Source organism: Stappia indica (assembly GCF_009789575.1).
GTDB classification, from domain to species: domain Bacteria; phylum Pseudomonadota; class Alphaproteobacteria; order Rhizobiales; family Stappiaceae; genus Stappia; species Stappia indica_A.
In genome coordinates, this window is record NZ_CP046908.1 from 4529937 (window position 1) to 4542949 (window position 13013).

Below are 13013 nucleotides of genomic sequence, written 5' to 3' on the forward strand. Positions count from 1 at the left end.
TCAACCGGCCCCCGCGGCGAGCATGTCGCCTTCCAACGACCAAAACAGACGGCTCCGGTCCGGCCAGAGCGGAACGGCCATCGCCGGAACTTCGGAGGCCCAGCGGCACTGGATCAGGTATCTGCAGGTTCGCAGCCTCGAGCGCTCGATCGCCCGGGCGAGGGCATGGGCGTGAGGCGTCGACCGGTCGGACAGGACCAGGCCTGTCCATGTGGTTTCGATCGCATCGAGCGCTTCCGTGGCGAGCACGGCCCATTGGGGCCTTGGAGGACTGAACAGCCCGAAGGCCATGGATCCCAGAACCATGTCGGCGAAGAGCTCGGGAGACTCGGGAAGTTCGGCCGCGGGTTTTCTCGGGCCGCTGGCCGCCACCAGGTCGTGGAGGGCGGCGAGCCGGTGGTCGATCTCGCCCAGATGGCGCGCGGGGGGCTGTGCCTCGTACAGGGCACGGAGCGGGTCTGCGCCATCCTCGTGCCCTGGCGCCGCGGCCTTCCCGGCATCCCGCAATCGCGTGAAGCCGCCGGACCGGTCGAGCATGGCGAGGACGCGGGCGATCCGGTGATGGACCGGCCCGTCCCTGGACCTCTCGACATGGGAGAGGAGGGCGAGATCGAAGACCGTATGCAGCAACTGGGTTTCCAGCCGCTTGCGGCGCGTCGCAAGGCCGACCAGCAGGTCGGCGTCGATGAGGGCGAGTGCCCGCGACAGTCGGTCCGGCGCCGGGCTTTCTCCGGCCAGCGCAGCCGCCTCGATATGGTCCAGTTCCTCCGCCCGTGCGTGATCGACCACCGAGTGCAGATAGGCGGTTCCGAGCCCGAACGGTCGCCCTGCCGCAGCGATACGCGCCAGCCAGTCGGCACCTCTGGTCGTCTCGGGTTTTGTGGAGGATGCTCCCGCGGTGGCGATCCGCAGAATGATGTGCCGTTGAACGCGGCGCAGGGGATCGGCGCCGGTGACCCAGCTCGCCGCCGCATACGCGGCGATGGCCGCCAACGGAATCCAGACGGCAAGGCTCCAGGGGAACCAGGCGGTCCACAAGGTTCCCTTGAGAGGGAGGTAGATCGCGTCATGTGCTTGGTAGATGAGCCGGGATACCCAGACATCGGGCCAGCTGCGGGTCAGCGTCATCATGACGAAGCCGATGCTGCAGCTGGCGGCCGCCAGCAGATACAGCAGGCGCCGGCCCAACGGCCGATCGTCCTGCGGGGTGGGGATCTTGCGCAGCAGAGCGGAGGATATTCCGGACACGTCCTCCCGGTTCCGCAGGGCCTGCTTTCCCGTGAACTCTGTCATTGCCCGGCCTCGTCTGTCGGCGATGCGGGGGATGCGGGCTGCGGCGCGGAATTCAGGCCGTCGCCGCTACCGGGCGCGACGCCGCCGGCGCCCGACTTCGGGGGATTTGCCGGGCCGTCCGCAGGGGCGTCCTCCTGCTGGTTGCCGGAAAATGTGCCGATCTCCGCGATCGTCTCGGCGAGGTAGGCATAGGCCGGCGGACCGTAGCGCGCCGCGAGCCAGACAATGCCGGCCGCCGCCAGCACCGCGGCCAGCAGCTTCCAGTAGCGCCGCCGCATCAGCCGGATCCACAGCCGGGCCCGGGTGAGCCGCAAGGCAAGGATGTATGTTTGCGACTGAAGCTGCCTGCTGCGTTGCTCCCGCTCCAGTTCTGCAAGACGTGCCGCGACGCGCTCGACCGGTGTGCGCTGCTCGTCGAGGAATGCCGAGGCATGTGCATGAATGCGTGTGGCTTTTCCTGAAAGCGACGCGGCAAAAGCCTCCATTTGCGCGGCGGCGGTATCGGTCTCGCCGAAGCCTGGTGCCATCGTCTCGTCCATGTGGCGCCGCAGCCGGGCGGTCCTGGCGAAACCGGTATCGGTGGCGGCGGCGGTTGCATCGTCAGTCATCGGCCAGAGCCTTCCTGAGGGCTGCAATGTCGCTCCGCAGCTGCGCGATGCGGTTGGTCGTTAGGTCTGTGAAGGCGCGGGACCTTGCGGATTGATCGACGACGGCCTCGCCGACCTGTCGCCGGGTTATGTTCAGTTCCGCGAACCGTGCCGGCAGCTCATCCACTTCGGCTTCCACCTTGCCGGCATCGACGATCGCGTCGGCGGCAATCTTCTCGATCAGGGCGGCGCGTTCCGACAGTTCCTCCACGAAGGCCAGCAGGCTCCCCATGCGATTGCGGACTGCATCGACCTCGTCGGAGAGGGTTTCATAGATCTGCGTGGTCTGCCGCCCGAGATCCGTTTCGATGGCGCGCATGCGCTCTTCGAACTGGTCGAAGGCCGTGGCGCTGATCTGGTCCAGCGCATCGAGCCGTTCCTTGCGCCAGTACTTGGCGGCACCGGAGCTGATGAACTCTTCCATGTCGATGCGGTGCGACAGCTCGAGATTGTCGTTGATGAAGGGCACGACGCGCCCGATCGGCTGAAAGGCGTCGCCGTCCAGGATTTCAAGCCGCACGTCGCCGGTCAGCGTCTCGCCCAGGACATAGATGGGCCGCCTGATTTTGTCGGCGGCGTCTGCGTTTGCGCCATCGGGTGCGTCGGGGTCGGCAAAGGCGTCCTTCAGTCCGAGCAGGCCGCCGAAACCGTTGCGCAGGTAACTGTCCACGTTGCTGATCGTCGAGCGGAAGCCGGGGACCACGGTCATGTCGCGCGGCGTGAAGACCAGGCTGCTGGCCTGTCTCGAGGCCGCGAACTGAGCGAACAGCGGGTCGAGCCGATGGGCGATCGTGCCGGTTTTGGCCTGGAGCTGCCAATAGGCCTCGGGATAGGGCGGCTCCACGCCGATATCGCGCAGCTGGTACAGGAGGTAATGCACGCCGGCGACATCCTGGCCGGTGGCGTGAAAGGCATACTTGATGCGATGTTCGTCGGCGATATGCAGCGGGAAGCGGCGCAGGAAATCGACCATCGCCCCGATCCCCTGTGCGGGAAAACGGAGCAGCCGCCAGTCTGCCTCCTCCTCTCCCAGCAGGTAGGCCCGCCGGACTTCCAGCTCCTCGATCTGCCGCTGTACATCGGCGAGTTCGTCGCCGCTCTCCGCATAGCCCGGCAGCGGCTGCAGTTCCAGGCGGTAGCCGATGTCTTCCGCATGCTGTTCCATCAGGCGGATCAGCCGGCCGGTCGTCTCCTCGTCGGCCGTCAGCTCGATCCGGCGAATGTCGATCAGCTTGGGCGGCCCGCCATTCTGCTGCGTGGTGGTCACCGGGATGACGTCGCGGTCGGGCTCCCTGGCGAGGAGGACGTCGACGGACGAGATCGTGCCCTCGTCTGCGTCCCAGTCCAGGGCGAGCAGGTGCTCGCCCGCCCCTTCGTCCCGCAAAGACAGCAGCAGGCCGATCAGCCGGGCGGCGGGAATTCGCAAGTCGACCGGCAGCGCCGGCCCCGGGCGCAACAGGAGCCGGCCGAAATCGCAGCGATAGGGCAGGTAGATCTCCACGCCGTCTTCATAGAATTCGGGATGGAGAGCGGCCAGGTCTTGCGTGGCGCCGCTCTGGGGATCGACGCCGACACAGGCAATCGTTCGCTGGCCGTCCGACCCGCCCAGTCGAATGCCCGTCGATCGCCATTCGATACGGGCAAGGTCGCTTGCGATTTCCGGCAGGCTGTCCCGCTTGCTGATGACGTAGTGGGTATCGCGGATCGGCTCGGCGTTCGTCTCCTGCGCGGTCTCCGCTGCAGAGGAAAAACTCGGCTTGTTGGCGTCGACGATTGCCTGCGCGAGCACCCCTGCCACGCCGACGAGCAGGTCCTGCTCCTCGACGTCGTCCACCAGGGGGAGGCCCAGGAGATCCGCCGGCAGGCTGCGGCCGGCGGTCCGGTTTTCCATTTGCGCATTGTACGCGGCATACAGCCGCCCTTCGAACGCCTCGTCGGGTGGACTGTTGGGCCGGGTATGCTCGGTCAGGACCGAGATCATTGCATTGCCGGCCGTGTCCACGGTCAGCGCGGTGCGTCGGATCAGATCCTTGCTGTCGTGCGACAGGGCCTGGTCGAGGACCCGCAAGGCCATGGCCGGCGTCATCGCCGGAAAGCGGGAAAGGAGATGCTTAGCCAATCATGTCCTCCCACAGAAATTCGAAGATCCGTTCGCACAAGGTGGCGGAGAGTTGTTCGAGCGCGGCCTTGTCCAGTGCGGTGGACGGCAGGGAAACGGTCGTGCTGAGGCGCGAATTGGCCGGGTGGCATTCGAGCGTGAAGCTGCTCCCCGGCTGGAGGGCTTCAGGGCAGTGGACACGCAGGCTGTGGACCGGCAGGGCCGGGTTGCCGAGGCGGGAATGCCAGGCGAAGTCGTCGTGGCGGTCGTCACCGGCGGTAAAGACGGTCACCAGCGCCAGGTTGAGGTCGACGCCGTCGCCGCCGGCGCTTTCCGCGCCGAACATGCTGAGCTCGGGGGCGACCTTCTCCATCAGGAGGTTGAACCGGCGGGTTCTTTCGTCGTCGCCGCTGGCAACTGCCGGGCTGTCGGCGGCGAGGGTGTGTTGCGGCCGGGTGGCGACGAAGCCGGGGAGCCAGCCGGCGTCGCGGAAGAAACCGCACATCTGCAAGCGGCCGACGCTCTTGAAATCGAACTTGCCGAGCTGCGGATAGTCGGCGACCGAGAGCGCGCTGTGGGCGATGCCGGAGCCGGGGAGCCATTGCCCGAAGCGCAATTGGGACCGGCGCAGATTGCTCTTGTGCAGCATGATCGAGAACCGGAACAATGCGTCGAGCCAGGCCACCCGGGCGATGGCGAGTGGCGGCGTGACCGGTTCGTCGACGCTGGCTCCGACGACGAGTATCTGGCGTCGCTCGTCGAAGGGCGGCGGCCGATGCTTTGCCAGGTTGGAGCCGTTGAGCAGCCGGTCCGCGAGGATGGCTGGCGGCCACATGAACTCGCTGATCAGGAAGTCGTCGATATCCTCCGGCCGGCGCGTGGAGTGGATGTCGACCACGCCCCCCTGGCGAGGATACGTGAATTGCGGATTCTGCTCGTCGGCCATTATCGGCCGTATCCGCCGCGGATCGGCGCCGATCCTGGGCTCGGGCTTGAGGCCGTAGACGAAGCGCAGGACCATTCCGTCCGGCTCGGCCATCTGCAGGCTGCCTCCTTCAAGGGGGGCGCCGGCGCGCCTTTGCCTGCGGACGGCCGCCCACAGCTTCACGGCCGCGCGTTCCCAGAAGATATCGATCGATGTCGTTTCCGCGTCCGGAGCGCTGGTCGCACAGAGCGTTTCGAGCGCGGCGCGGAAGGCCTGCAGATAGTTCTCATAGGCATGAGGTTCTATCTCCGGCAGATCGTCGTCCTCGCAGAAAAGCAGGGTCCGGCCGATCGCCTCTACCGCAAGCGCGGCAAGGGGAAGCAGGCAGTCATGCACGATGATCTGCCGTGGCAGGATGTCGAAGTGGCGCGGGTCGCGGACAAGCTTGGGATCGACACCGATTGCCTGCAGGAGCCGCGCATAGATGGCGCCCCTCAACCCGGCTTCGGCATCGGGCGACCCATGCGGGGGAAACGCGGCCGAGAGCTCGTTGGCGAGCTCGGGCGGCAGGCCGATATGGCGGTCGTGAAACACGCGCAACAGATTGAGGGCATCGCGTATGCGGGCCTCCTCTCTGTCGTGCAGCGCTGCTTCGTTGAGCCGTCGTGCTTGCGCTGCACCCACGAACTGGACTTCGACTTTCATTTCTTGCCGACCAGAAGGGACTCGAGGCTATTCCTCTGTTGCGGATCGATTTCCCGGTCGAGCCCGAAGCGAATGAACACCGCCAGGTCTTCGTGAACCGTGATCTCGGGTGCGCTCTTGTCGGCTTCCGCGGCACGCAGCAGCGCGTTGATGAGGAAGATTTTCGAGAACCGCACGAGGCGCCGGTTGGAAACCAGAGAGAAGTGCTCCCGCCGCGCCTGGGCTGCGATATCGGCCAGGCGCGCCATCATCAGGTTGACCGCGTCGTCCTGAAGGTCGAAGGCCAGGCGTCCATCGGCACTCATCGCGCGCACGTCCCTTTGGAAGGCTTCCGCACGGTTGAGCAGCTGCGGTCTGGTGACCTCTGCCTCGGCCGCGTTGGTCTCCTTCCAGCCGGCCTGCAACAACTCGCCGAACTCGGTTGTCCGGGCGCGGGCATTGTCGACCCAGCTGCGCAGCAGGAAGCGGTCGTAGATGGCCATCAGTTCCGGTTTGCGAGGCGGGTAGTTGGTGGCGCCGAACAGGCACGACAGCTTCACCGCGTAGGAATCGCCGCGGTCGTGGAACTTGCGTTCATTGACGAATGTCAGCAGCGAATTGAGGATTGCGCTCGAGGCGTTGAAGACTTCGTCGAGGAACACCACCTCAGCGTGCTGCATCATTCCCTGGTGCAGGCGCTCCAGTTTGCCGCCCGCCTTTTGTTCCGACATCAGCTTGCCGATGTCGAAATAGCCGAACAGTTCGTTCGGTTCGGTGAAAGGGGTCAGAAGGTATTCGAAATACCGGTCTTCCCGTTTCAGTTTCGTGAGCCCCTGGGACTTTTCGGCCTTCCCGGGAGAGACGATGTCGTCTTTTCCGATCAGGCCCGCGAAATGGGTGAAGGCGCGGATCAGACGCGATTTCGCGGTGCCGGGCGGGCCGATCAGCAGCATGGATTCACCGGATGCCACTGCAAGCACGAGGCAGTGGATCTCTTCCGAGAGCCCGAAAAACCGCCCGTTCAGGTGGGTCTTCGCCGCGACCAGGTCCTTGAAGAATTCGCTGTGCTTATCAAGGAGTTCTGCCAATGCCTTCTTGGAAAACATAGAATGGGTATCCTCGAAAATCGCGCCTGGAGCGCCCTATAATTGCTGTCTCTTGAGCCGCTGGATAAAGGATGCAGGGTTTGTATTCCGCACCTCGGTCTGCGCGGCGGCCTCATGATCTGCTTCGCCCGCTGGCGCTTGTGTGTCCTGCCCTGCGTCTTCCGACCCTGTGACTTCAGGTAAGGTGTATGGGCTGTGTTTGGCAGCGGGAAGTTGTTCTGCCAGCTTTTGCGCATTTGATTTGCTGTTGCCGGCAACGCGATGTGCCGCGTCGAGTACGATGAGCTGTTCGGTTTCCGACCGTTCCGCCAGGCGGCCGGCCGCCGCAGGGAGGCCTTTGTCCAGCACCTCCGCGAAACGGCGTTGAGCGCGCTCCAGGGGAAAGGCAAGGAGCGAGGGGGCGGGCCGGCGGACGGCGATCGCCACGAGAAAATGAAAGGTTGCCGGCGACAGCGAGGCCGGCCAGTCGGGCTCGTCGGGATGGAACAGCGTGGCGGCACGCCAGCGGATCCTGACCTGCTTCATCAGTTCGTAGCTGAGCGCAGGATCCGACCAGGCCGCTTCCAGGAAAACCGGCAAGAACTGATCGCCGTGCAGCAGCGCTGCGCGGGAGGCCCGCAGTCTGGCAAGCCTGCGCGAGAGCCAGCTCCGGGGGCGTGTGGAGGCGATCGTGAGAACCGTGACCTCGCTGGTCCCGAGGTCGTCCGGCGGATCGGACAGCTGGATCGGCTCGCGGATCGCCGACGCCGCGTATCTACGGTCCTTCTGTGTCCATGCGGTGCGACCTGTCAGGGGGCGCAGCAGGTGTGTCTGTTTCTTGTCCAGGGCCGGCTGCTCTGCGCCGTCGTAGAGATAGCGTATCGATCTTTCTGCAAGGCCGCGCAGCAGGGCGAGTGCGTCCTGTTCCTGCAGACGCTGGCGGTCGACCTGCGGGGCCCATTCGCTCTCTCGCAGCGGCGGCACGGATGAGGGCTGCCGGGTCGTCGGGAGAAGCCTCACAGCTTGAGCTCCTTGCCCAGCATCGCGACGGCGAAAAAGACACCGGCAAGGGCCAGCAGGGGCAGATGCAGCGGTCTTGGCGGAACTTCCGCAGCAAGACGTCGCGCCTCGGTGTCGGGCAATGCGTCATAGGCGCCGCCGGAATTGGCGGCGAGCGCCATCAGGCCCGCGGTGTTGATGCCGCTCGAGGCGGCCTCATGCAGGCCGGTGGCGGAGCGGGAGGCCCCAGGCAGCAGCACCGGGATCATCTGCTTGTCCGGCAAGGCGCCGCTGCCGCCCTCCTGCAGGGTCAGGAGACCCGGATGGGGGGCAGGCCCCTCGCTTGAGGGAAGGTCGATGCGCCCCCGGAAGACGCCCGTCCGGCCGGGCGCACGCGTGAGGGCGAGGTTCTGTACAGCATTGTGGACGCTCACTGTTCCGCTCAGCGTTTCAGGCAGCGAGGCGCCGTTGTCGCCGTCGAGAATCGTGATCGAGACGGCGAGCGATGTGCCCAGGTCTTCGAGGCGAATGTCGTAGCGATCCCGCTTCGACCAGCGCGCAAGATGGGCGACCGTCGCCTCCAGGGCCGAGCGGCCCGCCTCGGTTCCCGTCCAGGCTGGGCCGAACCGCGACAGGAAGGCTCCCGTGCGTCCGCCACCGGTCGAGCCTGCGTCGCGGAAGGCCAGCACGGGTTCGCCGGCCCCCTTGTTGCGGATGAGAACGCGGTCCGCGTCGATGCGGGCGTAGCTGAGCGCGACACCCGGCGTCTCGATACCTTCGGCGATGCCGTCCAGTGGTTTCACCAGCAGGGGCTGTATCGGATCGGGCAGAAAATACTCGGTTCGCTCCTCGGGCTCGAAAAACTCCAGCTTGTACTGAATGCCGCGATGGGGGTTCAGCATTTCCGACTGCAAGGCTGCGCTTGCGATCTGCGCGTTGGCGGGGGAGGAGGCCGAGCCGTATTCGAGATAAATGAAAGACATGCCATCCTTGGCATAGTCGTAGTCGACGATATCTCCGTCGGTGATGAGGAACACTGCCGTGTAGTTGCGCGCCTGGCGTGCGGCCTGCTCGAAGGCGGATGATGCGTCCGAACGCCCGCCGACGCCCAAGCTGCCGAGGAATTGGGAGACGCGCGCCTTGCCGGTGGCATCCGTGTGTATCCAGCCGGGGGAATTCAGGTCGAAGGTGATGACCTGAATCCTGTCGACCGGCCGCATGTAGCCTATGATGTTGGTGATCGCCTGCCGGGCGGCTTCGACACCTGAGCTGCCCATGGAGCCGGACGTGTCGACCATCACGATCACGTCGCGCGGCGGGGGCTCGTCGATCAGGAAGCGCGGGTCTGCCGAAACCGGCAACAGATCGTCGAGGGATGTGTCCTTGTAGCTCTGCACGACGGTGGGCTCTTCTGCGCTGCCGCGCATCGGCCCGTTCACCAGCAGCAGACCGAGCCCGCTTGAGCCAATGCCGCTCGCCATGCGTTCCAGCGTGGTCGCGGGCAGTTGTTTCGCGTCGATTTCGCCGAGGACGACGACATCGAAGTCATGGAAATCGACTTCTGCGCCCGGGGAGCTTCGGGTCACGTCGAAGCGGTCCTTCGGCAGGACGTCGAGGAAGCCGGCCTCGCCATAGGCAAGGATCCGGAGCGGAGACTTCACCAGGGTGAGAAGGCGCTGCCGGTAGACCTGGCTTTGGGACGTGTAGCCGACTTCGGCGTATTGCACGCCGCGGCCGTCGAAGCGCACCGGCAGGCGCATCTGGTGTAGGGCACTGTCCAGGGTGACCTGAGGCCGGTCGGTTTCGATTGCTTGTCCGTTGCGCGACAGGGTGAGGCCCCACTGCCGCGCCGTGTCTTCGTTGCCTTCGCCCGGGTCGAACACCACGCGCATGCGCGGTTGTGCTCCGGCCTGGATTTCGGCCGGCAGATAGGCGGAGACGATGCCCTCCGCCGGCATTCCCGCATTGATCGCGATCGGAAAGATCGCGGTCGTGGCCGCGCCCGGCGTTGCGGCCAGGGTCGCCAGATCCGTGGCGGTGTCGTTGCCGTCGCTCAGAAGGACGATGATATCGCTGTCGGGGCTTTGCGCGGCAACGCCCGCGGCCTCGCGCAGGGCATCGCCTATCGTGCTTGCGCCGGCGGGCAGCGACGCCTGTGCGATGGCGCTCCCCAGAGGGCCGAGCGCCTCGCCGGGGGGGATGCGGTTGGCGATCGTCCGTGCGCCGTCGGCGAAGGCGATCAGCGAGACGGCAACCTCCCGCTCGGTGTCCCTGGACAGGCGCTCGAGATAGGCCTCCACCCGCGCCAGGGCGCTTTGGCGGGCCTCGGTCCGGCGAAGCGTGCTCTCGGAGATGTCGATCACGACGATGACGTGGCTGCCGGGCGGACTGTCGTTGCGCACCAGCACAGGCGCGCCCGCCGCCATCGACACGATCAGCCCGGCGGCCGGCAGGCTCAGGGCGGTCGCGATCCAGGCCCCGGCCTGCAGGCGGCCCTTGGTACGAATGTCGAGGACCAGCTTGCGAAGGACCCAGAATGCGAAGGTGGCAAACAGCCCGATGGCGGCAAGCGTGGCCAGCACCGACGGGAGCCAATCCGCACGGCATTCCACCTGCCATCCGTTTCCCGGATTCCAGAGTGAAAGAAGATCGCAGGCTTCCGGCGAAATCAATTTCTTCTAAGCCCCACAATACGTTCGAACAAAAAAAGCAGCGTCGCGACGCAGGCAAGCCATGGCCACCACAACCAGTTTCGGGGCGCGGCCCGGGTTGTGGGTTGAATACTGTCGATCGTATCATCCACACCGCGCAATTGCGATGTGTTGCTTTCGGATGCGACATTCGCGAGCGGCGTGTCGTCCGGGCCGACGAAAGCCTCGGTCACATCGCCCAGCCGGCTTTCCGTGACATATCGATAGGCATTCAGGAACAGCACCCACCAGGCCTTGGCGAGTTGCTCGTCGCGGTCGCGGTTGCCCGTCGCCGCGGGGCGGGCGGGAAGCAGGACGGCCGGGGCAGTGCCGCCCCGCACGGCGATCCAGGCCGCGGCCTGACCGCTGCCGGCGGCCGCCGCGATCCGGCGGAAGTCCTGCGGGAGCTCGACCGCCCCGCCCGGCCGCATCTCTTCCAGCAGGTCGAGGTCGACAAGCTCGAGCAATGGGCTGTTGCGGTCGAAATAGCCCAGAACCTGTGGCTCGGCTGCCTGGGCGGCGAGATAGATGCCGCTGGTTGCCATGTCATCTGCCTGCCGGGAATAGGGCGCGATGGCGATGTCGGGCTTTTCTTCCGGCGCCGCGGGCGCGCCGAGACGCGGCAGCACGGCGCGCAATTGCGGGTCGTTCAGGGCGTTCGCGTAGCCGATCTTGAGCGATGCCAGCGTCTTGAGATCGATGCGCAGCCGGTTGTCGAGCGACAGTCCGCCGGCTTCGCGCAGCTCGGCCAGGTAGGTGCCTGCCTTGCTGGCGGGGAAGTCGACGCGCTTCGTCCCGCGCAGAGACAGATCGACCGGCTCCAGCGGCGAAAGCGAGCGTCCGTCCGGCCCCGTGACCTCGAGCTCCGGCACAGTTGCGGGCGAGCCGTATTGATCGATCGTGATCGTCAGGACGCCGTATCCCTCGCGTGCCGCCAGCATGGAGAATTCGGCCGTGCGCAGCGCCGTGTTCGCTTCCGGCCCGCCCACCTGGCGCCACAGGTATTGCGGCGCGTTTTCCTCGTCAGATGTCAGGAGCTGGGGGTCGGGTCGCGGCAGATCGCTGATCATGACGGCATGGGAGAAGGCGCAGGATGCGCGGCCCTGAAGGGCCTGACGGTCCGGCTGCCGGAAAGCCGCGATCATCTGCGCCAGCGGAATGCCGTCCTCGTAAAGTCGCAGCCCGGCATCGCCAGCATCGCCGGCATTTGCGGAGATAGGCGGAACCCAGGCGACCTCCGCGCAGCCGCCTTTGGCTAGGGCATCCTGCTGCAGCTGCTGCGCAAGCACGAGGGCGAGCTGGAGCCGGCTGGGTTCGCCCAATGCCATGCTCGGGCTGCGGTCTATGGCGATGCGCAGGCCCAGATGGGCGTCTTGGCCTGTGCGGACCAGGTGCCAGTCGGCGAAGACGATGGCCAGCAGCAGGCCGAGACAGGCGAGACGCAGCCAGAACAGCCAACTCGCAAGCGGGGCGGAGATCCGCCATTGCACCCGGTCGCGTTGTGCCGGCGACAGAGGCGGCAAGAACCGCAAGGCTGAAATCTCGAGGTCCTGCACCCTCGGTTTGCGCATGTAGCGTATGACCAGGACCGCCATGGCCCCTGCCAGCGCTGCACCCGCCAGGGACGTCCACAGCATCAGCCGCGCCTCCCGAACAGTTCGCAGGCCTCGGCGAAATCCGCAAACCACTGCCGGAAAGCGTCGGCGAGCGCCTCGGTCGACCGGGTTTGCGCCGGGGCGCGCCAGCCGGTGTGAATGACGCCGCCGAGCCTGGTTGCGGCGCGAAGCCGTTCCATCTGCTCTTCTATCGCTCTTGCGGCCTTGTCGAGGTCTGACTCGGAGGGTTCGAAGTCGCCGTCGCGGGCCGGCTCGCCGCCGACAGCCCTCAGGCGCACCATCTGGCCGTCGAGCAGGGCGCGCTCGGCCGGCCAGGTGTCGAGCTCGCACAGCACCACCTGGCGGAAACCCCGTCGCGCCTCCTGCACGAGCGTGATGAGAGGACCAAGCTCCGCCATGTAGAAATCGGATATCAGGATCGTTGCCGAGGATTGAGGCAGGCTACGCACCATCGCCGAGGCGTTGAGAGCCTCCGGCTGCGGAGCCGGGGACGCGGCCACCTGGTCCAGTCGCGCGGCAAACCGATTGGCCGCAGCCACGATTGCGGTGCCGGCCGCAAACTCCACCCGCGTTTCCGGCGGGCCGTAGAGAGGCACGAAGGCGGCCTTGATGTCTTCGCGTGCGGCAATATGGGCGAGGCAGAGCAGGGTCCATCTGGCAAAGAGCAGCTTCGGGGCATCGCGCGGCAAAAGCATGGTCGGCCTGACATCGACCCCGACCAGCAGGCAGAATTGCTCCTCCGCCTCGTAGGCGCGAACGAGGTAGTCCGTCGACAATCCGTAGCGGGCCGAAGCGCGCCAGTCGACATTGCGGATATCGTCTCCCGGCTGGTAGGCGCGATGTTCCCGGAACTCCAGCGAATGGCCCAGCCGGCGACGGACCAGCGATCCCGTGCCGGATGTCGGAAGGCGCTTGCGCGCTTTCAGGCGGATCCGTTCCAGTTCGGACAGGGACAGGGGGATGTTCGCGCTCACCG

Annotated in this window: 9 protein-coding genes; all 9 read right to left on the reverse strand. The window is 66.2% G+C overall.

Annotated elements, in window-relative coordinates:
• From GH266_RS20810 to GH266_RS20850, 9 genes are read right to left on the reverse strand one after another with little or no spacing between them, the layout of a single operon-like run.
• Positions 1-1293: a hypothetical protein gene (locus GH266_RS20810; protein ID WP_158195544.1), complete on the reverse strand. Its 1293-nt coding sequence runs from the start codon at positions 1291-1293 to the stop codon at positions 1-3.
• The gene (locus GH266_RS20815) at positions 1290-1901 is read right to left on the reverse strand and encodes a hypothetical protein (RefSeq protein ID WP_158195545.1); all 612 of its coding nucleotides are present in this window, start codon (positions 1899-1901) and stop codon (positions 1290-1292) included. The genes GH266_RS20810 and GH266_RS20815 overlap by 4 nt, the downstream gene beginning before the upstream one ends.
• The gene (locus tag GH266_RS20820; protein WP_158195546.1) at positions 1894-4059 is read right to left on the reverse strand and encodes a hypothetical protein; all 2166 of its coding nucleotides are present in this window, start codon (positions 4057-4059) and stop codon (positions 1894-1896) included. Before GH266_RS20820 ends, GH266_RS20815 begins: the two co-directional genes overlap by 8 nt.
• Entirely contained in the window at positions 4052-5668 is a 1617-nt protein-coding gene (locus GH266_RS20825) for a hypothetical protein (protein WP_158195547.1), read from the reverse strand. Before GH266_RS20825 ends, GH266_RS20820 begins: the two co-directional genes overlap by 8 nt.
• Positions 5665-6753, reverse strand: coding sequence for an AAA family ATPase (locus GH266_RS20830; protein WP_158195548.1), 1089 nt, complete (start codon positions 6751-6753; stop codon positions 5665-5667). The genes GH266_RS20825 and GH266_RS20830 overlap by 4 nt, the downstream gene beginning before the upstream one ends.
• Positions 6754-6789: 36 nt before the next feature.
• Positions 6790-7752, reverse strand: a complete 963-nt coding sequence (locus GH266_RS20835) for a hypothetical protein (protein ID WP_158195549.1) — start codon at positions 7750-7752, stop codon at positions 6790-6792.
• Entirely contained in the window at positions 7749-10403 is a 2655-nt protein-coding gene (locus tag GH266_RS20840; protein ID WP_158195550.1) for a vWA domain-containing protein, read from the reverse strand. Before GH266_RS20840 ends, GH266_RS20835 begins: the two co-directional genes overlap by 4 nt.
• A complete protein-coding gene (locus GH266_RS20845) occupies positions 10400-12058 on the reverse strand; it encodes a hypothetical protein (RefSeq protein WP_158195551.1) in 1659 nt (552 codons plus the stop codon). Before GH266_RS20845 ends, GH266_RS20840 begins: the two co-directional genes overlap by 4 nt.
• Positions 12058-13011, reverse strand: coding sequence for a DUF58 domain-containing protein (locus GH266_RS20850; RefSeq protein WP_158195552.1), 954 nt, complete (start codon positions 13009-13011; stop codon positions 12058-12060). The genes GH266_RS20845 and GH266_RS20850 overlap by 1 nt, the downstream gene beginning before the upstream one ends.
• Between the last annotated feature and the right edge of the window lie 2 nt (positions 13012-13013).

Excerpts from the sequence above, each read along its gene's own strand:
- GH266_RS20810 (WP_158195544.1), bottom strand. The coding sequence starts at position 1,293 with ATGACAGAGTTCACGGGAAAGCAGGCCCTGCGGAACCGGGAGGACGTG.
- GH266_RS20815 (WP_158195545.1), bottom strand. The coding sequence starts at position 1,901 with ATGACTGACGATGCAACCGCCGCCGCCACCGATACCGGTTTCGCCAGG.
- GH266_RS20825 (WP_158195547.1), bottom strand. The coding sequence starts at position 5,668 with ATGAAAGTCGAAGTCCAGTTCGTGGGTGCAGCGCAAGCACGACGGCTC.
- GH266_RS20830 (WP_158195548.1), bottom strand. The coding sequence starts at position 6,753 with ATGTTTTCCAAGAAGGCATTGGCAGAACTCCTTGATAAGCACAGCGAA.
- GH266_RS20845 (WP_158195551.1), bottom strand. The coding sequence starts at position 12,058 with ATGCTGTGGACGTCCCTGGCGGGTGCAGCGCTGGCAGGGGCCATGGCG.